Here is a 20,847-nt window from a genome sequence, read left to right on the forward strand (position 1 = left end):
GCGCGCTTCTCCCGCCTTCACTATACCTACGTGGCGGCCGCGCGAACGGTTGCAGTTCATCGTGCGAGTGAGTCGCGTCGCAGAAGTTTCAGCGATCTGTTCGAGACCCTGCTCGGGTTCAGGGTTTTTCGGGCGCGTTGCCGGGCACGGTCGAATCGACCGAGGGGGTGGTTTCGGGCGTTGGTGCGGGTGGGTTGGCGGGCGATTGGGTTGCCGAATTGTCAGGCGAAGTATTGCCGGTGCCATCAGTCCCGCTAGAGCCACTGGAGTTGCCAGCGGCGTTAGCCCCACTTGAGCCACTCGTGCCGTCAACGCTGCCGCCCGGACTGCCGGTGCCGTCTGCATTGAGCTTGCCGCGCCACACCAGTTCGAATTGCGTGCCATTTGGCTCGGTCTGCATGATTCGCGCGGGCAGCCAGCCAAGCGACGGCGCGAGCCAAACGTCGATGCGGCGCAGATCGCCGTCATGGCGAGGCAAACGTTTGAAGTGGCGCGTCTCGAGGTAGCCCTGCGCGGTGCGGATGGTTTCGTCGCCGATCGTCTCGACTGGCCAGTTCTCGCCGCTGTTGTTATCGACGACGAAGAATTGCCGCGTCACGCCCGGCTTATAGGCGGCCGGGTCGCCGCGTACGAGGCTGGCGAGTTGCATCACCATGCTGAAACGGTCTTGTGCGCCGTCGGGCAGCGGCAGCGTGGTGGGGGTACGCGTGAAGGCGATATTTTTGTCGGTGCGATTGAAGATCGCCACATCTTCCGGACGACGGCCACGCTTTTCGACGTATTGATCCGGCGCGAGGCCGAATGCGTCGATGCGGCCATGGCTCGAATACACGAACGTGCCGACGAACGGCAACGGCACGGAGACGACCATCTCGTAACTCTGCGCGTTGCTGATCCAGTGGATGGTGCCGGGCTGGTTGCGCACGCCGTTGTAGAACGTGTCGTACTGCAGTTCCCCGGACGGCGGAACGGAGAATTTCACGCCCGCGGCAGCTTGCGGCGCGCTCGCAGCGGCGGGGGCGCTGGCCGTGCCGGCGGTGGTTACGCCCGCACTGGCGTTGGCATCCGGGTGGCTCGCCGCAGCCGATGCGCTCGCCGCGGCATCCGATGCGGCCGTGACCGCGGGTGCCTGCTTTGCCGGTTGCGTCGCCGTCAACACGTGTTCGCGCGGCTTGCTCGCAACGGCCTTGCGCGCCGGAGCCGGCGTTGCCGCTTGCTGCGCGTCGGTAGCGGGTCTGCGTTCGATACGCTTGGGTGTCAGCAGTGCAACCTGCACGGGGACATGTTCGTTGTCTGATGGATTCAGCGTTGCGCGGTTGCGCTCGACCCATTGAGCCGCAATCCAGTGCAGGACGGCCACCGCCAGCAGAACCGCAAGCCATCGCCCCACCCGCAAACCGGCGCGCGGCCCGACGGGCGGCGTGCGATCTGAGCGGCGTGTGGCGGAAGGTGAGGACATGAGCGAATCGTCAGCGTGGCGTCGCACTATACCCGAGCTCATACGAGAGCTTTCGCGCACATTCGCGCAGCGCCATATCGATCTCGCCACCCCAGCGGATATCGAATGCGCCTTCGTGACCGAGCGCGACCAGGCCCAGCGCAAGATCGCCGGTTGAGTCGAAGACCGGCATGCAGAACGCGTGGATGGTCGGCAGCAACATGCCTTCCACACGCGCTGCTTCGTGCTGCCGCACCTCCGTCAGCGCCCGCTCGACCTCGTCGCGCGTGCGCGGCCCGCCCATGTGCGACGAGCGGCGCGAATCGGCCAGTTCGAGCTCCAGCATCGCGGAGGTCTTGCTCGACGGCAGATAGGCGGCAAACAGCAGGCCGGTGGCGGAACTGAGCAGCGGCATCACGTCGCCGAGCTTGAGCGACGCCTTGGCCGGATGACTCGATTCCATCCAATGGACCATCGTCGGCCCCTGATTGCCCCACACCGCGATGCCCACCGTCAGATCGAGGTTGTCACGCAGTTCGGCAAGCGCAATGCGTGCGAGCTTCACGCCGTCGACGCGGGCAAGCCGCGCGAGCCCCAATTGCAACGCGAAGCCGCCCAGCTCGTAGCGGCCCGACAGCGGATCTTGCGCCACCACGCCGAGGCGCAGGAAGCTCACCAGATAGCGGTGCGCTTTCGCCGGGCTCATGCCGGCACGCTGCGCCAGATCGCGCAGCATCATCGCGCGCGGTTCGTGGGTCAGCACCTCGAGCAATCTGAAGCCGACTTCGATCGACTGGATGCCGGAGCGCAGCTTTTCCTCGTCGGATTCGGGCGCGTCAAGCGGTTCCCGTGGTTCCGATGGTTCAGCGGAGTCGGTATCGGTACGGATCGCGCCGGAGCGGGCAATTGGAGGCATGAGCGAGGCGCATCGAGCGCGTTCAAAGACAGTGAGAGAGGCGTTAGGCACAACGGCGCTTGGGCCGCGCCGATTCACCATCGTAGAATAGATTCCCTCTATCGTCACTAACGGTTCACTCCCCTATGAAACTTGCCACGCTGAAGGACGGCACGCGCGACGGTCAGCTGATCGTCGTGTCCCGCGACCTGCACACCGCGGCCGTCGCCGACGCGATCGCGCCCACCATGCAGCGCGTGCTCGACGACTGGGCCTTCTACGCGCCGCAATTGCAGGACCTGTACGACGCGCTCAACCAGGGCCGCGCGCGCAACACCTTCCCGTTCGACGCCAAAGAATGCATGGCGCCGCTGCCGCGAGCGTTCCAGTGGGCCGACGGTTCGTCGTACGTGAACCATGTGGAGTTGGTGCGCCGCGCGCGTGGCGCGGAAATGCCGCCGGAATTCTGGACCGATCCGCTGATGTACCAGGGTGGCAGCGACGACTTCATCGGCCCGAAAGACGATGTGCTGTGCGCCTCTGAAGAATTCGGCATCGACTTCGAAGCGGAAGTCGCCGTGATCACCACCGACGTGCCGATGGGCGCCACCCCCGACCAGGCGCTCAGGAGCGTACGTCTGGTGACGCTCGTCAACGACGTCTCGCTGCGCAATCTGATCCCCGCTGAACTCGCGAAGGGCTTCGGCTTTTTCCAGAGCAAGCCGGCTACGTCGTTCGCGCCGGTCGCGGTGACGCCCGATGAACTCGGCGAGAGCTGGCGCGAAGGGCGCCTGCATCGGCCGATGATCGTCCACTGGAACAACAAGAAGGTCGGCCAGCCCGACGCCGGCACCGACATGGTGTTCCACTTCGGCCAACTGATCTCGCATGCGGCGAAGACGCGCAACCTGCGCGCCGGTGCGATTGTTGGCTCGGGCACGGTATCGAACAAGGACGCGAAGCGCGGCTATTGCTGTATCGCTGAGAAGCGTTGCCTCGAGACCATCGAGCATGGCGCGCCGCAAACCGAGTTCATGAAGTTCGGCGATACCGTGAAGATCGAGATGTTCGACGAAGCGGGCAAGTCGATTTTCGGTTCGATCGATCAGGGCATCGCGCCGCTGGATTGATGCGCTGTTTTGGTGCGGAGCGCGGCATCAGCAGCGCGTCGCGTGCGCTTCATCGCTTACGAAAGGGTTTCGCCCGATGCCGCCGTCACGACGCGCCGCTACACTGACTGGCGCGGCGGCGGCCCCGGGATAGCGGCTGTCCGTTGATCGTGAAACCAACGCAGAATCATGGCGAAGCAGCACGCGAGCAGGACATAAGCAACACACAAGCAGCACATCGGCGCTACATCAAAACGAAAAACCGAGGTGAGGAGACAGCATGCCGCGATTTGAAACCACCGAACGGGGAACCCAGGGCGCTCGCACATCGAGCGTGCGCGCAACACCATCGCGGCGCGGGCTCGCCCGTCTTGCCGCCGCGCTGTGTGCTGCGCTGCCCGCCATCGCCGTCGCGCAGGTGAAGATCGGCCTCGTGCTGTCGTTGACCGGGCCGGCCGCGTCGCTCGGCATTCCCGCGCGCGACACAGTCACACTGCTGCCCAAACAGATCGGCGGGCAGAGCGTCGAATACATCGTGCTCGACGACGCGTCCGACACCACGCAAGCCGTGCAGGACACCAAGAAGCTGATCTCCGAGAATCACGTCGACGCGATCATCGGTTCGTCGATCACGCCGAATTCGCTCGCGATGATCGACGTAGTTGCCGATGGTGAAACACCCATGATCTCGCTGGCCTCGTCGGCGAAAATCATCGAACCCGTGGATGCGAAACGCCACTGGGTATTCAAGACCCCGCAGACCGACGCGATGATGGCCTCGGCGATTGCCGAGCACGCCAGTGCGCACGGCGTCAAAACGATCGCGTTCATCGGCCAGGCCGACGCGCTCGGCGAAACCTTTTACACCGAAGTCGCGAAGTTCGCGCAATTGCATCACATCAACGTGGTGGCGAGCGAGCGCTTCAATCGCACCGATCCAGGCGTGACCGGCCAGGTCCTGAAAATTCTCGCGACCCATCCGGATGCGGTGGTGGTCGGCGCGGCCGGCACGCCCGCCGCGCTGCCGCCGAAGACACTCAGGGAACGCGGCTACAAAGGGCTGATCTATCACAATCACGGCGTGGGCAATAACGACTTCCTGCGGGTGTGCGGCGCCGACTGCAACGGCACGTTCCTGCCCGCGAGCCCGGTGCTGGTCGCCGCGCAATTGCCGGCGGACCATCCGGCCAAACGTCTCGCGCTCGACTACATCGCGCGCTTCGAGGCGTTGCGCGGACTGGGTAGCGTGTCGGCGTTCGGCTCGTACACGTGGGACGCCGGCATGTTGCTCAGCAACGCGGTGCCGATCGCGCTCAAGGTGGCCGCGCCCGGCACGCCGGAATTTCGCGGTGCGTTGCGCGATGCGCTGGAAGCGACACGCGGTCTTGCGGACACCAACGGCGTGGTCAACATGAGCGTCACGGATCACCTTGGACTCGATCAACGGGCGCGTGTGATGGTCGAAATCAAGAATGCGAAGTGGGTTTATCAGCCGCATTGAAATTTTGCTGGGTTTGCGCGGGTCTAGCGCGGAATATGGCGAATGTGCTCTTAGCTAAGGGCGACGGTTTCAACCGACATACCGATCGACGGATTGCTAATCATGTCTCAGGCACCACACAGTAACGACGTGTTTTACGCGCACTACCACTCGCTGCAATTGCATCGCCATCCGCATGGCGTGCTCGAAGTCGTGATGAGCGGCGAGGGCGCGAACAAGAGCGGTCTCGCCACCGCTAATGCGCGGATGCACTTTGAACTCGCCGAAATCTGGCGCGATATCGATCGGGATCCCGACACGCGTGTTGCGATCATTCGCGGCGAGGGCAAGGGCTTTTCGGCCGGTGGCGACCTGCAACTGGTCGAAGACATGGCGACGGATTTCGACGTCCGCGCACGCGTGTGGCGCGAGGCGCGCGACCTGGTCTACAACGTGATCAATTGCAGTAAGCCGATCGTTTCGGCAATGCACGGTCCGGCAGTCGGTGCGGGGCTCGTGGCCGGGCTGCTCGCAGACATCTCGATCGCGACGAAGTCGGCGCGCATTATCGACGGCCATACGCGTTTGGGTGTGGCCGCCGGCGATCACGCGGCCATCGTCTGGCCGCTCCTGTGCGGCATGGCCAAGGCCAAGTACTACCTGCTGCTGTGCGAGCCGGTGAGCGGCGAGGAGGCTGAGCGGATCGGCCTCGTGTCGCTCGCCGTCGACGAAAACGATCTGCGGCCCAAAGCATTCGAAGTCGCACAGAAACTGGCCAACGGTTCGCAAACGGCGATTCGCTGGACCAAGTACGCGCTGAACAACTGGCTGCGCTCGGCGGGACCGGCGTTCGATACGTCGCTCGCACTGGAATTCATGGGCTTCGCCGGACCGGATGTGCGCGAAGGCGTGAACTCGCTGCGCGAGCGGCGCGCGCCGGATTTTGGCGGCGCGGACCCGTGGAATGGGCAGCCGCGGCACACGCCGGGCGGCGGCGCATCGGGCGGTGGGCGCTCCTGAGACCGGAGGCCGGTGCATATTGCGCAAAGCCCCACCCATTGGCACCTTGAGGTGCAGCGTGAGCGGGGCAAACAGCACCCAAACTAAGCGCGATTCGCAGCACCACGCGCGGTATGATCGAATCAGACGCGCGCGGGACGGCGCTATTTCCTTCCCTTTATGCAGCGAGGCGACAAGCATGACTGATACACCTGGCACCACGCCGCCCTTTCCCGGCTTTCCTGGTTTTCCGCCCGCTGAAATGCTCGAACGCATGTGGGGCATGATGCGTCTCTCGCCGTTCGGCTCGGCGTTTTCGGGCGCGCAGAATGGCAGCAACCTCGGGCCGTCACTGTCGATGATGTCCGACATGATGGCGCCGCTCACCAATGTCGAAGAACTCGATAAGCGCATCACCGATATGCGCGCGGTCGAGCAGTGGCTCAAGCTGAATCTGAACATGCTGCAATCCGCCATTCAGGCGCTCGAAGTGCAGCGCGCCACACTCGCGACGCTGCGTGCATTTGGTGCATTCGCGCAGTCGTCGATGTCGCAGCCGGCTTCCGCGAGCGCCGCGCCGAGTCCCTCGCCGACCGGCTGGCCGCACCCGGAAGCTTCGGCGGCTTCGACCAGTGCAAGTCCATCGGCCGCGCCGGAGCCGGCACCCGAAGAAGGCGAGGCCGCCGGGACACCGCCGTTCGACGCCTCCGGCTGGTGGAATCTGCTGCAATCGCAGTTCAATCAGATCGCCCAGTTTGCGATGACGCAACCAGGTGCGGCAGCCGCCGAAGTTGGCGGTTCGGCAACGGACTCGCCAGAAGGCGCGGCGAGCGCTTCAGCATCGGCAGGCGCAGCGGCTGACGCGTCGGCGGGGGCCGCAGCGACCAAACGGCCGGCAGCGAAGCGGGCAGCGGCGTCGACTTCAACAGCCGCGAAGCGCGCAGGCAGTGAGAGCGCCGCTCCGCGAGCGACGAAAAAGGCTATTTGACGGCGGGAATGAAACGGGTCGGCGTGGTCTGCGCGCCGACAGACCGCAAAGCGCGGCCGACGGGCGGTGGCAACGAAGTGAATTCGCCGCCTGTCATGGTTTTGACCCCGATCGTCGGTCACACTCCGTGAATCGGTTCGTTTATTGAGAGAAGTCAATCAGGCGCGGGAATTGCGTCCGCTACGGCACGGGAACCGTAAAGTCAGCGTGCTATCATTGTGTAAGCTTCATTTGGCTTTTGGGCGTGCGCTGAAAACAACCAATCCGGCCGCCCACGCGCCATTCGCCGCCGGTGCCACCGGCGCAGGGCTGGACGGTGCGGATTCATCGCAGACTGGCTCGACCTCAGGCATAGGGTATCCCTCACCCACGGTTGGCCGCGCAGCGCGTAACTTCTGGTTAGCAGCGCCGCGCAAACGCCGGACTTCTTTGCTGCCCGGTGCATCTAGGCGGCCGATTACCGCGTAAAATTGAATGCTTGGCCGATAAACGATGCCCAAAACGGTGCGTTTCGTTCGTCATCAGTAAAAGTACTACACGTAGTAGTTACAGACACAGACAGTATGCGCAGAACAGGGGTGGGACTATGAACACCATGCTTTATCCGGAACTTTATAAATCGCTCGAATCCGTTCGATGGGACATGGAGAAAGACATTCCCTGGGACAAGTTCGATGCATCGCTATTGACCGACGAGCAGGCAGCGACGATCAAGATGAACGCGATCACCGAATGGTCGGCGTTGCCCGCAACGGAAATGTTTCTGCGTGACAACCATCACGACAGCGATTTCTCCGCATTCATGAGCGTGTGGTTCTTCGAAGAACAGAAGCATTCGCTGGTGCTGATGGAATATCTGCGCCGTTTCAAGCCGGAAATGTGCCCGACCGAAGAAGAACTGCACGCCGTGCGCTTCGAATTCGATCCGGCGCCGCCGCTCGAAACGCTGATGCTGCACTTCTGCGGCGAAATCCGCCTGAACCACTGGTATCGTCGTGCCGCCGAATGGCACACCGAGCCGGTCATCAAGGCCATCTACGAAACCATCTCGCGCGACGAAGCGCGTCATGGCGGCGCGTACCTGCGCTACATGAAGAAAGCGATGGTGCAAACCGGCGACATCGCGCGTGCTGCGTTCGCCAAGATCGGCGTCCTGATGGCATCGGCGCGCCGCACGGAAAAGCCGCTGCATCCGACCAACCTGCACGTGAATCAGGCGCTGTTCCCGCGCGACACGATTCAATCGCGTCTGCCGGATCCGGAATGGCTCGAACGCTGGCTCGACGAGCAGATCCGTTTTGACGACGGCTGGGAAAAGAAGGTGGTCGAGCGGATTCTGCACAATCTGTCGATTCTGTTCGAGCGCACGTTCAACACGGCGCAGGAACTGAACCGTTATCGCAAGGAAGTCGTCCTGCGCTTGCAGGCCGATCAGAAATCGGCTGAACAGCCGGCTTGATGGGTTCAGGTTCGCGGTTTTAAAGTTTCAGGAACGGCCCGGCAGGCGTGAGCTTGCTGGGCCGTTTTGCTTCATGCCGTCCGGCGTGTATCGTGGTGGCACTTCTTTTTTCTTTGCGATTCCGTCATGGCCGCCACTTTTGAACGCAAGATTTTTACGCGCGATGCGCTGGTGAAGCTTCGCGCTTCGATGTCCGCGCCGGTTGTATTTACCAATGGCGTGTTCGACATCCTGCATCGCGGGCATGTGACGTATCTTGCCGACGCCAAAGCGCTCGGCGCTTGCCTGATTGTCGGCGTCAATAGCGATGCTTCCGTGCGCATGCTAGGCAAAGGCGATGACCGGCCGATCAACAACGAGGCTGACCGGATGGCCTTGCTGGCGGCGCTGGAGAGTGTCGATTACGTGGTTTGTTTTGGCGAGAAGACGCCGGTGGAGCTGATTTCTGCGCTGCGGCCGGATGTGCTCGTCAAAGGCGGCGACTACGACATGGATGTTTTGCCGGAGTCAGCCATTGTGCGGGGCTGGGGCGGCAAGGCTTTGGCGATTCCGTTCGAGCATGAGCGCTCGACTACAGCGCTATTGAAGAAGGTTCGCGCGCAAGGGTGATCCTTACTGCGGCAGCGCCGATGCCGCGATCGGCGCCGCCGGCGCCGGGCCGCCTACTACGGCTTGGTCGGCGGCTTCGGCTGCCGTGACGGGTTGCACCTTCAACCACTCCGCATGGAGCTGGCGATTCAGGTGATTCGGCTCGCGGCCGCCGGCTGTGGGCGTCGGGCCGAATACGCCGCGCATCGCGACGAATGCCAGCATATTGGCAAGAAACAGGATGGCGATCAGCCAGCGCAGCATCGTTAGTATTCCCCGTTAATGAGTTCAGCCGCCGTTGTCCGGAAGGCCGCGGCTCAGGCGTCGCGTTCTATCGTGTGCTCGGCAGCAATCAGCGCAAGCCCCGACAGCACCAGCGAATCGTGGCGAGTATGCGGCACTTTTAGCGCACTTGTCACTTCGTCCACGGCGCCGCCGCTTACCACCAGGCGCACAGGCACCTGCCATTCGTCCTGCAAGTCTCGCCACATGCGCTCGATCAGGCCGGCTTGCGCCAACGTGCATCCAGCCGACAACGAGCGCGGCGTGTCCGTCGCGAAGAACGGGCCGCGTCGCTCGCGCTCAGACGGGGTGTCCGCATCGAGCAAGCCGCGCGCGGCGTTGGCGTCGAGCGTCGGCAGTTGCGCTGTGTGTTCGCCTAGCGAGCGCATCATCAGGGTCCAACCCGGCGCGATCAGACCGCCGACAAAGCTGCCGTCCGCACGCAGCGCTTCAAGCGTGGTCGCGGTGCCGAACGTCGCAATGAGCAGATTCTCGCCGGGAAACGCCGCGTGCGCTCCAATCAGACCCGCCCAGCGATCGCTGCCGAGCGTATGCGGCGTCGTATAGCTATTGGTCACGCCGCATTGCTGCGCAGAGGCGCGGATCGTCGTGCGCGGCAGTTGCGGCCAGTGAGCGTCGAGCAGCGCGGCAATCCGTGCCGCGACGCTTTCGCCCGCCACGTTGGATAACCATGCGCCGCCCGGCGTCGGCAACGTCGACCAGTCAGGCTGGTCAGCGTCGCCGTGCGCCAGAGCGCCGGCTGTGATTTGCGTACCGTCCGGCTCCACCAGCGCCCACTTGACGCGACTATTGCCCGCGTCGATCAACAGATAAGGCGCGCCGCTCGTCATGCCGAACCTTCGGCCAGACGCAGCGAGACGTCGCCGGTTGCGACGGTCAGACGCCCGGCCGCCGTATTGAGCAGCAGTTGTCCGCGTTCGTCGACGCCTGCCGCGGCGCCGCGCGCCAGCTCTTTACCTTGTTCCAGCAGCACGACTTCACGGCCTGCGTAGGCGTGCACCGCGTTCCAGCGTGCCTGGAACGGTGCGAAGCCTTCCGCGCCGAAGCGCTGCAGCGCGGGTTCGAGCGCGTTCAGTTCCGCCGCCAGCGTATCGGTGAGGTTCGCATTCGGCAGTGCGCGTTGCAGCGCGGTCGGCGTGGTGCCGCGCGCTTGCGCCGGCACGTCCGCGTTGAGCGCCCCGACCTTGGCGGCGAGCTCGTCCGCACCCTTCACATTGGTGCCGATACCGATCACGACGGCGCTCGCGTCGTCCGTGCTCCATGCGGTTTCGATCAGGATGCCGGCCAGCTTGTCGCCTTCGAGCAGAACGTCGTTGGGCCACTTCAGCGCGATTTGCCCAGGGCCCGCGACCGGCAACGAGCGCAGCCCGTCGACCAGCGCCACACCCACCGCGAGACTCAAGCCCGCCAGTCCTTCGAGCGGGCGCGGCAACACGCACGCCACCGAAAACAGCAGCGCATTGCCCGGTTCCGCATACCATGGGCGGCCACGACGGCCGCGGCCCGCGGTTTGCAGATACGCGACCCGCACGATCGGCCGCGGCAGCGCGCCGGCCTTGCGCGGCAATGCCTTGACGCGCGTCATCAGGTCGGCGTTGGTCGAGCCGGTTTCCTCGACGATTTCGATCGGCCAGTCATGCGCATGCGCACCGAATAGCGCGACGGCGCGCTCGCGGTCGATGCGCCAGTCGGAGGCCGCAGCGGCTTGGGGTGGGGTCTTGGAGGCGTTCATGTCTCATATTGTAGCCACAGCGAACGCTGCGAGTCCGTGAGCACGGTTCAAGCGCCGCGCCTTCGTTACAATGACCCCTAATCCGATAACCAGATTCCAGCGATCCTTGAACTACGACACTCCGCCCGGCCTTGAAGTCGCGGCCGGCAGCCAAGGCAAGATCGTCCGGCTCTCGGGCCAGTGGACGGCGCTCGCGCTCGCACGCGACAAGGCCACCGGTCACGTGATCCCTTTGTTGCGCTCGCTGGTCGGCGCTGAAGGTATTCGCCAGTGGGACCTGTCGCGGATCGACCGGATGGACCATGTCGGCGGTCAGGCACTGTGGCGCGTGTGGGGCCACAAGATGCCCCCGGACACCACGCTCACCGATACGCAACGCGACATTTTCGAGCGCATCGCCCTGCTCGACACGGCGCGCGAAAAGGTCGAGCCGGTGGTCAAGTTCGATCCGTTCACCCGGCTGGGCCTCTCGATCTTCTCGTTCTTCGAGCACCTGTACGGCGGATTCGGCATGCTTGGGCAGGTCGTGCTCGATCTTCTCGCGATCGCGCGTAAACCGAAAATCACGCCATGGACCGAGATCTCGGCGAACGTCTATAACGCCGGCACCAAGGCCTTGCCGATTACCGCGCTAGTCGCGTTCCTGATCGGCATCGTGCTGAGCTATCTGTCGGCGCAGCAACTGCGGCTTTTTGGCGCGAATCAGTACATCGTCAATATTCTTGGGCTGTCGGTGATTCGCGAACTGGGGCCGGTGCTGTCGGCGATTCTGGTGGCCGGCCGTTCGGGCTCGGCGATTACCGCGCAGATCGGCGTGATGCGCGTCACCGAAGAGCTCGACGCCATGCGTGTGATGGGCATCCCGCACGGCCTGCGGCTGATTTTGCCGCGCGTGGTCGCGCTCGGCGTGGCCATGCCGCTCCTCGTGATGTGGACTAACATCATCGCGTTGACGGGCGGCGCGCTCGCCGCGAAGATCGTCCTCGGCATCGACATGAGCTATTTCGCACGCGCCTTGCCGAGCGTGGTGCCGGTCGCGAACTTGTGGATCGGCTTGGGCAAGGGCGTTGCGTTCGGCATGCTGATCGCGATCGTCGGCTGTCACTTCGGCTTCCGTATCAAGGCCAATTCACAAAGCCTCGGCGAAGGCACGACGACCTCGGTGGTGACCTCGATCACCATCGTGATTCTCGCGGACGCGGTGTTCGCGATCCTCTTCCAGAACGTGGGGCTAGGATGATCGCGCCACTCACGCAGGCCGTACGCGGCCAACCGATGCCCGAGATTGCGGAGCCGGTGATCGAGGTGATCGACATCACCAAGCGCTACGGCCGCAACATCGTGCATCAGCATCTGAATTTCGACGTGCGGCGCGGCGAGATCGTCTCGATCGTCGGCGGGTCGGGCTCGGGCAAGACCACGCTGGTGCGTCAGATTCTCGGCCTGGAGCGGCCGTCGTCGGGAACCATCAAGCTGTTTGGTCAGGACATTGCCACCATCTCGTCTGAAGACGCGCTACTCATGCGCAGCCGCTCCGGGATGCTGTTTCAGCGCGGCGCGCTGTTCTCGTCGCTCTCGGTATTCGACAACGTCGCGCAGCCCTTGCGCGAACTCGGCAAAGTGCCCGAAGACCTCCTGCGCGACATCGTGATGCTCAAGCTCGAGATGGTCGGCCTGCCGTGCAAGCACGCCTCGAAGATGCCGTCGGCGCTTTCGGGCGGCATGATCAAGCGCGTGGGCATTGCGCGCGCCATTGCGCTCGAGCCCGAACTGCTGTTTCTCGACGAACCGACCGCCGGCCTCGATCCGCAGGCGTCGGATGAATTCGTCGAACTGATTTCCGCGCTGCATCGCGCGCTCGGTCTGACAGTGGTGATGGTCACGCACGATCTCGACACGATGATCGCGCTGTCCACCCGCGTCGCCGTGCTGGCGGATCGCAAGGTGCTGGTCGCCGCGCCGGTCGAAGAGGCGGCGGGCGTCGATCATCCTTTTATCCGGGAATATTTCCTCGGCCTGCGCGGGCGTCGCGCGCTGCAGGCGCTGCCGCCGGAACGCCGCGCGAAATTGCCGCGCGCCGCGCTCGAATCGGCATCGTCCGAATTGCCGCTGTGAACCAGGGAACCTGACAATGGAAAACAAATCACATGCCTTCTGGGCAGGGATCTTCACCGTGGCCTTGCTGGCTGCGATCGCAGTGGCGGCTTTTTTGTTCAACGTCGACCGTTCCGTGCGGGTGCCGTACGATCTGATTGCGCGCACCAACGTGACGGGGCTTTATACCGACGCGGCGGTGCGCTATCGAGGGCTCGACGTCGGCAAGGTGCAGTCGATCAAATTCGATCGGGATCATCCGGGACAAATTCTGATCCGCATTCTCGTCGACACGCACGCGCCGATTACGCACTCCACGTTCGGCAGCCTCGGGTTCCAGGGCGTGACGGGTATCGCCTTCATCCAGCTGGATGACAATGGGCGCGATCCGACGCCGCTCGCGTCGTCCGTGAAAGCCGTGGCGCAATTGCCGATGCGTCCGGGCTTGCTCGATCAGTTGCAGCAGCGCGGCGACGTTTTGCTGCGCAAACTCGAAAGAGTCACTGACGACGTCGACAATCTGTTGTCGCCGGAAATGGTCAGCCAGTTGCAGGGCACGGCAGCGAGCATTCAGAAGGCCGCCGACGGCGTCTCCACGCTAACCCGGCAGATGGCGCCGGCAGCGGGCAAGCTGCCCGCCACGATCAACGCCCTGGATCGCACGCTGGCGTCGACCAATCAGTTGATCACCAGTCTGAATCGCCCGGACGGGCCGTTCGAGACCAACCTGAACAAGGTCGGGACGGCGGCGCAGCAAGCGGGTGATGCGCTGGTGTCGATGGACAGTTCGATCCAGGAGTTGTCGGCGCGCGTCGGTTACGACACGCTGCCGCGCGTCAATTCGCTCGCCGAAGACGTGCGTTCGGCGGCCCGTTCCGTGGACCGTGCTGCCGACACGTTCAGCACCAATCCGCGCAGCGTGCTGTTCGGTGCGCCGAGCGCGGCGCCGGGCCCAGGCGAAGCCGGTTTCTCGTGGCCCGCCGCCCGCGCCGCCGCGCACGCTGCCCAATGAAATGATTTGCAGGTTTTGAGGAAGGAAGATTGTCATGTCACGCTTGACCCACCGATTGTTGTCCTCTAGCGCCGCGCTTGCGATGCTGCTCGCGTTCGGCGTGCTGGCCGCAGGCTGCGCCGGCACCCCCGCAGCGATCTCGGACATCCGCTACGACCTCGGGCCGCCGAACCCGGCGGCCTCGGCCGGCACGCTGCCGGCGGTGAAGGTGCTCGATGTCACCGCGCCCGACAACCTCGAATCCGACAAGCTGATTTACCGGCTCAGCTATGCCGATGCGCAGCAGACGGCGTCGTACGCGAATAGCCACTGGACCATGGCGCCGTCGCAACTGCTGACCCAGCGTCTGCGCGGTGCCCTCAGCTCGCGTGGCACCGTGCTAACGGGGGCCGACGGTGTGCACGCGGCGGTCCTGAAGGTCGACCTGAGCGAGTTCGAACAGGTCTTCGATAGCCAGTCTGAAAGCCACGCCGCAGTTACCGCGCGCGCCACGTTGACGCAAAACGGCAAGGTGATCGGTCAGCGCACCTTCCTCGCACGCGCGCCGTCCAGTTCGGCGGACGCCGCCGGCGGCGCGCAGGCGCTCGCCGCGGCCAGCGACGACCTCGTCGCGCAGATCGGCGCATGGCTCGGCGTGCAGGCGCTGGTCGCCGCGCAATGACCGGCTTGCAGCGCACGCAACGGAGCGCTGCATGAGCGTTAAGCCCTGGCAGCGCCGTCCTTCGGCGTTCGCCCGGCAAGCGCTGGGGCTGTACACGGCGCTGATCGTCTACGGTTCGTGGTATCCGTTTTCCGGCTGGCGTTCGCTCGGCCTCGCTCCGTTTGCCTATCTGTCCGATCCCATGCCGCAGTACCTGACGGCGTTCGACGTCGTCACGAACGTGCTCGGCTACATGCCGTTCGGCGCGTTGATGGTGCTCGCGTTATATCCGCGCTGGCGCGGCACGCTGGCGGTCGCGTTGGCTTTCGTGCTTGGTGGGGTGCTGTCGGGCGTGATGGAAGCGGTGCAAACCTATCTGCCGACACGCGTGGCCTCCAACCTCGACCTGGCCGCCAATGCGCTCGGCGCGCTGCTCGGCGCGGCGATCATGTCGCCGGCCACCGGCGCGTTGCTCGATCGCGGCTTGCTGCGGCGCGTGCGGCTCCTCTGGTTCGAGCGCGACACCGCGGCACTCGCCTGTCTCGTCGCCTTGTGGCCATTCGCGACCATGTACCCGGCGCCACGGCTTTTCGGTCTCGGTAACTGGCCGCGCGAGTTGTGGCTGCGTTTCGATTCGACGACGCAAGATGCCTTGCTCGCGTGGACGCCGACGGCCTGGCACGTCGGCGCGTGGCCGGCGCTGGTAGCCGCCTGGCTGCCGGACGACGCCTGGGAAGCTGTCATCACCACGCTCAATCTGTTCGCCGCACTCGCCCTGGCCTCGCTGCCGGTGCGTCGCCATGCGCCGCTCGTGCGCCTCTTGATCGTGTTTATTGTCATGACCTTGTGCGTGAAGGCGGGCGCGACCTTTCTGCAATCGCAATCCGGCCTTGCGTTCGACTGGGCGACCCCCGGCGCGCTGGAGGGGCTCGTGTGCGGCACTGTCGCCGCACTGCTGGCGCTGCGCCTGCGGCGCAGATCGCGGGCGGCGCTCGCGATCTGCGCGCTGACGGTCGCGCTCGTGTTTGTCAATCTGCTGCCGGTCAATCCGTATTTCGATGCCGTCCTGGCGGACTGGCGCCAGGGACGGTATCTGCACTTCAACGGTCTCGCGCACTGGATCGCGTGGATCTGGCCGTATGCGGCGTTGGTGTGGCTCGCCTATCTCGTAGAACAGGTGTGGCTCAAGCGGCGCGTGAAGCGCGCATGAGGCAAGGGCGACGCATGCATGCGGCCTTGCCTCCGCCGCTCAGCGACCGCCAGCCCCGCTCGCTATAATCTTCCGCACAACAGGCGCGCTGCGGCGCTTCCAGCGCCATTCCCACTCTTACAGTCTCGCCCCTCCGGACATCATGGATTCCTACTACAAGTACCACGTCTTCTTCTGTCTCAACCAGCGCGATCCCGGCGCGGAGCGTCCGAGCTGCGCGAATTGCAACGCGCAGGCGATGCAGGAACACGCGAAAAAGCGCGTGAAGCAACTCGGCCTTGCAGGCCCGGGCCAGGTACGTATCAACAAGGCCGGCTGTCTCGAGCGTTGCGAACTCGGCCCGGCGCTCGTCGTGTATCCGGAAGGCGTCTGGTACACGTATGTCGACGAGAGCGACATCGATGAAATCGTCGACTCGCATCTTGTGAACGGCAAAGTCGTCGAGCGTCTGAAAATCGATCAATAAACCGCGCCATGAATGCACATACGAAGAAGTATCTGATCGACGGCCCGGTCGGCAAGATCGAGGTCGCGCTGGATCTGCCCGACGAGATGCGTGAGAACGGCGCCGCGCCGCGTGGCATCGCGCTGGTCGCGCACCCGCATCCGCTGTTCGGCGGCACGATGGACAACAAGGTCGCGCAGACGCTCGCACGCACGCTCGTGCAGTTGAACTACGTGACGTACCGCTCGAATTTCCGGGGTGTCGGGGAAACGCAGGGCGAGCATGACGCCGGTATCGGCGAGCGCGATGATCTGCGCGCCGTGCTCGATCACATGCGCGCGCAAGCAGGACAGGGCGATCTGCCCCTCGTACTGGCGGGTTTTTCGTTCGGCACCTTCGTGCTGTCGCACGTGGCCGCGAAGCTGCGCGAAGAAGGTCAGGCGATCGAGCGAATCGTGTTCGTGGGCACTGCGGCGAGCCGGTGGGAAGTCGCGCCTGTACCGGAAAACACGCTCGTGATTCACGGCGAAATCGACGATACCGTTCCCATTCAGTCGGTTTTCGACTGGGCGCGGCCGCAGGATTTGCCGGTTGTCGTGATTCCGGGGGCAGAGCATTTTCTGCATCGCAAGCTGCACGTCCTGAAGCGGATCATCGTCGACGCGTGGCGCTAAGGGACACACGCGGAGGGCGCCACGCGTGTTTTCCGGGGTACAGGTATGGGCAAACGCAAATTAATCGCCGCCCTTTGCTCAAAGATACCAGGATAGCGCGCGTATAATGAGCGCTCTTTTTTGGGCGCAGCATCGCCCACCCGGCAGTTCGCGCGACGCGTAGCTTCTTGCTCGTGCGCAGCGGTGCCGGATGCGAGGCGTGCTGCGCGAACCGATCGCGTTGCCGGAAGTCCAATGGGCGCCGCGCCGTTTTTACGGCCTGACGCTCGCCGACCGGCTCCTCCAATCTGTGCGCCCTGCGCGCGATGTATTTTTCCGCACGAATCGACCCTATGCGTTTCTCCTCCTCCGGCCGCACGTCATTCCCGTCAGTTTCTTCTTTCGTTCCCACTACGCTTAGCCGTGCCGTGACCCTCGGCATCGTGCTGCCGGCAACGCTCGTTGCCAGCACGGCGTTCGCGCAGGTGCCGCCGCCCGCGGTGAACGCGCGTTCGTGGGTGCTCGTCGACGCTACCAGCAATCAGGTGCTTGCCTCGGGCAATGCCGACGAACGCGTCGAACCGGCCTCGCTGACCAAGCTGATGACCGCGTACCTCGTCTTCGAGGCACTGCAGACGAAGAAGATCACGATGGACCAGACGGTGATGCCGAGCGAAGCGGTGCGCCGCGTGCGCACTGACGAATCGCGCATGTTCATCGAAGCCAACAAGCCGGTGACCGTGCACGATCTCGTGTACGGCATGATCGTCCAGTCGGGTAACGACGCGGCGATCGCGCTGGCCGAACTGGTGGGCGGCAGTGAAGCGCAGTTCGTCAACATGATGAACACCGAAGCGCAGAAACTCGGCATGAAGAACACGCATTTCGCCGACGTGAACGGCATGCCCGACGCGCAGCACTACACCACCGCGGGCGACCTCGCGGTGCTGTCGGCGCGCCTGATTCGTGACTTCCCCGACTACTACAACATCTTCTCGGTCAAGGAATTCACGTACAACAAGATCAAGCAGCCGAACCGCAACCGTCTGCTGTGGATCGACCCGACGGTGGATGGCCTGAAGACCGGCCATACGCAAGCGGCCGGCTATTGCCTGATCGCCAGCGCGAAGCGTCCGCTGCCGGGCACGGCTGACGGCTCGCGCCGTCTCGTCTCGGTGATGATGGGCGAGGTCAAGGAGCACGACCGCGTGCAGGACAGCCTGAAGATGCTGAACTACGGCTACACCGCGTACGACACGGTGCGTCTGTACAAGGCGAACCAGGTGCTGGGCACGCCGCGCGTTTACAAGGGTGCGCAGGACACCGTGCAGATCGGCGTGAAGGGCGATCAGTACATCACCGTGCCGAAGGGCATGGGCGACAAGGTGAAGCCGCAGATCGAGCAGATCGATCCGCTGATCGCACCGATCGCGAACGGTCAGCAGGTCGGCACCGCGAAACTCGTGGCCGACGGCAAGGTGCTGGCGCAATTCCCGATCGTCGCGTTGCAGGCTGTGCCGCAAGCCGGCGTGGTTGGCCGCGTGTGGGATTCGCTGATGCTGATGTTCAACAAGAAGAAGTAAGAGCCCGATTGCGATGACCGCTGTTTCCGATGTTTCGCTCGACCCGATCGTTTATCTGAACGGCGAGCTGGTGCCCTTGTCCGAAGCGCGCGTGCCGGTTCTCGACCGCGGCTTTATTTTCGGCGACGGCATTTACGAAGTCGCGCCCTTGTATCCGCACGCGAGCGGCCGTACGGCGTTTCGCTTCCGGCATCATCTGGCGCGCCTCGCGCGCTGTCTGGACAAGATCGGCATCGTCAATCCGTTTGACGATGCCGGCTGGCGCGATCTGATCGACCGCGTGGTCGCGGCTAATGAGGCGGGCGCAGGCCTGCGCGCCGATCAGGACGCGATTGCTTACGTTCAGATCACACGGGGCGTCGCGAAGCGCGGTCACGCGTTCCCCGCCGGCATTCAGCCGACCGTGTTCGTGATGGTCACGCCGCTGAACCTGCCGGACGCCGCACAGCGCGCGCAAGGCGTGCGCTGCGTCACTGCTGAAGACCGTCGCTGGCTCAATTGCGACATCAAATCGGTGTCGCTGCTCGGCAATGTTCTGATGGCGCAGTACGCAGCCGAAAATGACGCGTTCGAGACGATCCAGTTTCGCGACGGCATGCTGACCGAAGGTTCGTCTTCGAATATCTGGATGGTGAAAGACGGCGTGTTGTACGCGCCGCCGCGCAGCCACAAAATTCTCGAAGGGATTCGCTACGGTCTGATCGAGGAGCTGACGAGCGAATGCGGCGTCCGCTTCGAAGCGCGCGAGATCGCCGAAGCCGAGTTGCGTGCCGCCGACGAGATTCTGGTCAGTTCCGCCACCAAGGAAGTGCTGCCGGTCACGCAGCTCGATGGTCAGCCGGTTGGCGACGGCAAGCCGGGCGCGGTGTTTGCGGCGTTGTACGCGGCCTATCAGCGTGCCAAGGCCAAGGAAGCGCAAGAAGCGCAGCAAGGAGTAGAAAATGAATCCCGCGAAAGAATCATTGCTTGAGTTTCCGTGCGACTTTCCCATCAAGATCATGGGCAAGTCGCATCCCGAGTTCGCCGAGACGATCGTCACGGTGGTTCGGCAGTTCGATAACGAAGTCGATCCCGCTCGTGTAGAAACGCGGCCGTCCAGCGGCGGCAATTACACCGGGTTGACGGTTACGGTGCGCGCGACGAGCCAGGCACAGCTCGACGATATTTATCGCGCGCTTACTGGTCATCCGATGGTGAAGGTGGTGCTTTAACGCCTGGCCCTGTGCCTACGGATGCCTCTGGATTACGGCGTGACGTGCAATGCGTCCGCCGCCAGACCGGCGCTTGCAGCAGAGCCCACCTCACAAGCCTGCTCAAAAAGCTGTTTGAACCGTCCCACTTCTTCGAATACCCAGGCGCGGAACGCTTTGACGCGCGCGGTTTCGAGCATCTGCGGCGGGCAGATGAAGTAGTACTGCCACGGGCTCGGCCCATCCACGTCGAATAGCCGCACAAGGCGGCCTGCCGCGATCTCGTGCATCGCCAGCGAACGGCGCGTGAGCGCGACCCCCTGGCCGTCGATGGCCGCCTGCAGCAGGTTCGACGAATCCTGATATAGCACGCCACGCTTCGGCTCAGGCCAGTCGGTGAGGCCGGCGGCGTCGAACCACGGACGCCAGAGTTCGTCGTCCGAGCGCAGCAGCTGAACCTTGGCCAGATCGGCCGGCGTTTGCGGCAGCCTGCCGCCGTTGAAATTCGGCGCGCAAGCCGGAAAGAAGATCTCCTCCAGCAGTAACTCTGCGTGCAGCCCCGAATATTTTCCGTAGCCGAAGCGGATCGCCACGTCGACGTCGTCGCGCGCGAAGTCCGTCAGCGCGTTGGTGGACAGCAGTTCGAGGTCCCACTGGGGATGCGCCTCGATAAAGCTGCCGATGCGCGGCGTCACCCAGCGCGCCGCAAACGAAGACAGCATGGATACGACCAGACGCCGTTCGCGGTCGCCGGCGCGGACTTCGCGGGTGGCGTCAGCAAGCGCCATCAACGCGGTGCGCACGCGCGTGGCATAGCGGCGGCCCGTATCCGTGAGCCGTACGCGCTTGCCGTCGCGGGCGAACAGCGTGATGCCCAACTCCGCCTCCAGCGCGCGAATCTGATGGCTGACGGCGCCGTGCGTGACGAACAGCTCGTCGGCTGCGCGCGAGAAGCTCTCATGACGGGCGGCGGCTTCGAACGCCTTGATGGCGTTCAGCGGAGGTAGTTGCCGGAGGTCCATCGCAATA

Annotated in this window: 22 protein-coding genes; 16 read left to right on the top strand and 6 right to left on the bottom strand. The window is 64.1% G+C overall.

Annotated elements, in window-relative coordinates:
- Positions 1–118 precede the first annotated feature (118 nt).
- Positions 119–1,459, bottom strand: coding sequence for a DUF3108 domain-containing protein (locus tag PQQ86_RS01235; RefSeq protein WP_408264291.1), 1,341 nt, complete (start codon positions 1,457–1,459; stop codon positions 119–121).
- A 10-nt stretch (positions 1,460–1,469) separates the two neighbouring features.
- Positions 1,470–2,354, bottom strand: a complete 885-nt coding sequence (locus PQQ86_RS01240) for an IclR family transcriptional regulator (protein WP_408264292.1) — start codon at positions 2,352–2,354, stop codon at positions 1,470–1,472.
- A 125-nt stretch (positions 2,355–2,479) separates the two neighbouring features.
- Between PQQ86_RS01240 and PQQ86_RS01245 the strand changes: the two genes are divergently transcribed.
- The 6 genes from PQQ86_RS01245 (at position 2,480) to rfaE2 (ending at position 8,977) form a co-directional block, all read left to right on the top strand.
- Entirely contained in the window at positions 2,480–3,463 is a 984-nt protein-coding gene (locus tag PQQ86_RS01245; protein ID WP_093645679.1) for a fumarylacetoacetate hydrolase family protein, read from the top strand.
- A gap of 259 nt (positions 3,464–3,722) precedes the next feature.
- Complete coding sequence (locus PQQ86_RS01250) at positions 3,723–4,943, top strand: ABC transporter substrate-binding protein (RefSeq protein WP_408264294.1); 1,221 nt, start codon at positions 3,723–3,725, stop codon at positions 4,941–4,943.
- Positions 4,944–5,045: 102 nt separating this feature from the next.
- Positions 5,046–5,942 (top strand): enoyl-CoA hydratase/isomerase family protein, encoded by an 897-nt coding sequence (locus tag PQQ86_RS01255; protein ID WP_408264296.1) that lies wholly within the window; start codon positions 5,046–5,048, stop codon positions 5,940–5,942.
- A gap of 178 nt (positions 5,943–6,120) precedes the next feature.
- Positions 6,121–6,909, top strand: coding sequence for a PhaM family polyhydroxyalkanoate granule multifunctional regulatory protein (locus tag PQQ86_RS01260; protein WP_408264297.1), 789 nt, complete (start codon positions 6,121–6,123; stop codon positions 6,907–6,909).
- 586 nt (positions 6,910–7,495) lie between these two features.
- The gene (locus PQQ86_RS01265) at positions 7,496–8,368 is read left to right on the top strand and encodes a ferritin family protein (RefSeq protein ID WP_054035670.1); all 873 of its coding nucleotides are present in this window, start codon (positions 7,496–7,498) and stop codon (positions 8,366–8,368) included.
- Between the two features lie 126 nt (positions 8,369–8,494).
- The gene (rfaE2, locus tag PQQ86_RS01270) at positions 8,495–8,977 is read left to right on the top strand and encodes a D-glycero-beta-D-manno-heptose 1-phosphate adenylyltransferase (RefSeq protein WP_054035671.1); all 483 of its coding nucleotides are present in this window, start codon (positions 8,495–8,497) and stop codon (positions 8,975–8,977) included.
- A gap of 3 nt (positions 8,978–8,980) precedes the next feature.
- Here the strand turns inward: rfaE2 and PQQ86_RS01275 are convergent, their stop codons facing one another.
- Genes PQQ86_RS01275 through PQQ86_RS01285 form a run of 3 tightly spaced genes read right to left on the bottom strand, consistent with a single transcriptional unit; the run spans position 8,981 to position 10,991 of the window.
- Positions 8,981–9,220 carry a hypothetical protein gene (locus PQQ86_RS01275; protein WP_408264299.1) on the bottom strand — a complete coding sequence of 80 codons (240 nt, stop codon included), beginning with the start codon at positions 9,218–9,220 and terminating at the stop codon, positions 8,981–8,983.
- A gap of 53 nt (positions 9,221–9,273) precedes the next feature.
- The gene (locus PQQ86_RS01280; protein ID WP_408264301.1) at positions 9,274–10,089 is read right to left on the bottom strand and encodes a type III pantothenate kinase; all 816 of its coding nucleotides are present in this window, start codon (positions 10,087–10,089) and stop codon (positions 9,274–9,276) included.
- The gene (locus PQQ86_RS01285) at positions 10,086–10,991 is read right to left on the bottom strand and encodes a biotin--[acetyl-CoA-carboxylase] ligase (RefSeq protein ID WP_408264303.1); all 906 of its coding nucleotides are present in this window, start codon (positions 10,989–10,991) and stop codon (positions 10,086–10,088) included. Before PQQ86_RS01285 ends, PQQ86_RS01280 begins: the two co-directional genes overlap by 4 nt.
- Before the next feature lie 106 nt (positions 10,992–11,097).
- Here PQQ86_RS01285 and PQQ86_RS01290 point away from each other — a divergent pair, with 106 nt between their 5' ends.
- From PQQ86_RS01290 to PQQ86_RS01335, 10 genes are all read left to right on the top strand, one after another.
- Positions 11,098–12,231 carry an MlaE family ABC transporter permease gene (locus tag PQQ86_RS01290; RefSeq protein WP_408264305.1) on the top strand — a complete coding sequence of 378 codons (1,134 nt, stop codon included), beginning with the start codon at positions 11,098–11,100 and terminating at the stop codon, positions 12,229–12,231.
- A complete protein-coding gene (locus tag PQQ86_RS01295; RefSeq protein ID WP_097391066.1) occupies positions 12,228–13,106 on the top strand; it encodes an ABC transporter ATP-binding protein in 879 nt (292 codons plus the stop codon). Before PQQ86_RS01290 ends, PQQ86_RS01295 begins: the two co-directional genes overlap by 4 nt.
- 16 nt (positions 13,107–13,122) lie before the next feature.
- Complete coding sequence (locus PQQ86_RS01300) at positions 13,123–14,097, top strand: MlaD family protein (protein WP_408264307.1); 975 nt, start codon at positions 13,123–13,125, stop codon at positions 14,095–14,097.
- 34 nt (positions 14,098–14,131) lie between these two features.
- Positions 14,132–14,758 carry an ABC-type transport auxiliary lipoprotein family protein gene (locus PQQ86_RS01305; protein ID WP_408194422.1) on the top strand — a complete coding sequence of 209 codons (627 nt, stop codon included), beginning with the start codon at positions 14,132–14,134 and terminating at the stop codon, positions 14,756–14,758.
- A 31-nt stretch (positions 14,759–14,789) separates the two neighbouring features.
- Entirely contained in the window at positions 14,790–15,947 is a 1,158-nt protein-coding gene (locus PQQ86_RS01310; protein WP_408264309.1) for a VanZ family protein, read from the top strand.
- 142 nt (positions 15,948–16,089) lie between these two features.
- Positions 16,090–16,413 carry a (2Fe-2S) ferredoxin domain-containing protein gene (locus PQQ86_RS01315; RefSeq protein ID WP_054035677.1) on the top strand — a complete coding sequence of 108 codons (324 nt, stop codon included), beginning with the start codon at positions 16,090–16,092 and terminating at the stop codon, positions 16,411–16,413.
- Between the two features lie 8 nt (positions 16,414–16,421).
- A complete protein-coding gene (locus PQQ86_RS01320) occupies positions 16,422–17,066 on the top strand; it encodes an alpha/beta hydrolase (protein WP_408264311.1) in 645 nt (214 codons plus the stop codon).
- 332 nt (positions 17,067–17,398) lie between these two features.
- Positions 17,399–18,628, top strand: a complete 1,230-nt coding sequence (locus PQQ86_RS01325; RefSeq protein WP_408264312.1) for a D-alanyl-D-alanine carboxypeptidase family protein — start codon at positions 17,399–17,401, stop codon at positions 18,626–18,628.
- Between the two features lie 13 nt (positions 18,629–18,641).
- Entirely contained in the window at positions 18,642–19,598 is a 957-nt protein-coding gene (locus PQQ86_RS01330; protein WP_408264313.1) for a D-amino acid aminotransferase, read from the top strand.
- Positions 19,570–19,839 (top strand): DUF493 family protein, encoded by a 270-nt coding sequence (locus PQQ86_RS01335; RefSeq protein WP_054035680.1) that lies wholly within the window; start codon positions 19,570–19,572, stop codon positions 19,837–19,839. The genes PQQ86_RS01330 and PQQ86_RS01335 overlap by 29 nt, the downstream gene beginning before the upstream one ends.
- A gap of 32 nt (positions 19,840–19,871) precedes the next feature.
- On the opposite strand, the gene PQQ86_RS01340 is transcribed toward PQQ86_RS01335, so the two are convergent.
- Entirely contained in the window at positions 19,872–20,840 is a 969-nt protein-coding gene (locus PQQ86_RS01340; RefSeq protein ID WP_408264314.1) for a transcriptional regulator GcvA, read from the bottom strand.
- Between the last annotated feature and the right edge of the window lie 7 nt (positions 20,841–20,847).

The sequence above is a fragment of the Paraburkholderia sediminicola genome (assembly GCF_046026675.1).
GTDB lineage: Bacteria > Pseudomonadota > Gammaproteobacteria > Burkholderiales > Burkholderiaceae > Paraburkholderia > Paraburkholderia sediminicola_F.

Excerpts from the sequence above, each read along its gene's own strand:
- PQQ86_RS01245 (WP_093645679.1), top strand. The coding sequence starts at position 2,480 with ATGAAACTTGCCACGCTGAAGGACGGCACGCGCGACGGTCAGCTGATC.
- PQQ86_RS01300 (WP_408264307.1), top strand. The coding sequence starts at position 13,123 with ATGGAAAACAAATCACATGCCTTCTGGGCAGGGATCTTCACCGTGGCC.
- PQQ86_RS01285 (WP_408264303.1), bottom strand. The coding sequence starts at position 10,991 with ATGAACGCCTCCAAGACCCCACCCCAAGCCGCTGCGGCCTCCGACTGG.
- PQQ86_RS01340 (WP_408264314.1), bottom strand. The coding sequence starts at position 20,840 with ATGGACCTCCGGCAACTACCTCCGCTGAACGCCATCAAGGCGTTCGAA.
- PQQ86_RS01295 (WP_097391066.1), top strand. The coding sequence starts at position 12,228 with ATGATCGCGCCACTCACGCAGGCCGTACGCGGCCAACCGATGCCCGAG.
- PQQ86_RS01335 (WP_054035680.1), top strand. The coding sequence starts at position 19,570 with ATGAATCCCGCGAAAGAATCATTGCTTGAGTTTCCGTGCGACTTTCCC.
- PQQ86_RS01310 (WP_408264309.1), top strand. The coding sequence starts at position 14,790 with ATGAGCGTTAAGCCCTGGCAGCGCCGTCCTTCGGCGTTCGCCCGGCAA.
- PQQ86_RS01325 (WP_408264312.1), top strand. The coding sequence starts at position 17,399 with ATGCGTTTCTCCTCCTCCGGCCGCACGTCATTCCCGTCAGTTTCTTCT.
- PQQ86_RS01265 (WP_054035670.1), top strand. The coding sequence starts at position 7,496 with ATGAACACCATGCTTTATCCGGAACTTTATAAATCGCTCGAATCCGTT.
- PQQ86_RS01260 (WP_408264297.1), top strand. The coding sequence starts at position 6,121 with ATGACTGATACACCTGGCACCACGCCGCCCTTTCCCGGCTTTCCTGGT.
- PQQ86_RS01235 (WP_408264291.1), bottom strand. The coding sequence starts at position 1,459 with ATGTCCTCACCTTCCGCCACACGCCGCTCAGATCGCACGCCGCCCGTC.
- PQQ86_RS01280 (WP_408264301.1), bottom strand. The coding sequence starts at position 10,089 with ATGACGAGCGGCGCGCCTTATCTGTTGATCGACGCGGGCAATAGTCGC.
- PQQ86_RS01305 (WP_408194422.1), top strand. The coding sequence starts at position 14,132 with ATGTCACGCTTGACCCACCGATTGTTGTCCTCTAGCGCCGCGCTTGCG.
- PQQ86_RS01315 (WP_054035677.1), top strand. The coding sequence starts at position 16,090 with ATGGATTCCTACTACAAGTACCACGTCTTCTTCTGTCTCAACCAGCGC.
- PQQ86_RS01255 (WP_408264296.1), top strand. The coding sequence starts at position 5,046 with ATGTCTCAGGCACCACACAGTAACGACGTGTTTTACGCGCACTACCAC.
- rfaE2 (WP_054035671.1), top strand. The coding sequence starts at position 8,495 with ATGGCCGCCACTTTTGAACGCAAGATTTTTACGCGCGATGCGCTGGTG.
- PQQ86_RS01330 (WP_408264313.1), top strand. The coding sequence starts at position 18,642 with ATGACCGCTGTTTCCGATGTTTCGCTCGACCCGATCGTTTATCTGAAC.
- PQQ86_RS01320 (WP_408264311.1), top strand. The coding sequence starts at position 16,422 with ATGAATGCACATACGAAGAAGTATCTGATCGACGGCCCGGTCGGCAAG.
- PQQ86_RS01240 (WP_408264292.1), bottom strand. The coding sequence starts at position 2,354 with ATGCCTCCAATTGCCCGCTCCGGCGCGATCCGTACCGATACCGACTCC.
- PQQ86_RS01250 (WP_408264294.1), top strand. The coding sequence starts at position 3,723 with ATGCCGCGATTTGAAACCACCGAACGGGGAACCCAGGGCGCTCGCACA.
- PQQ86_RS01275 (WP_408264299.1), bottom strand. The coding sequence starts at position 9,220 with ATGCTGCGCTGGCTGATCGCCATCCTGTTTCTTGCCAATATGCTGGCA.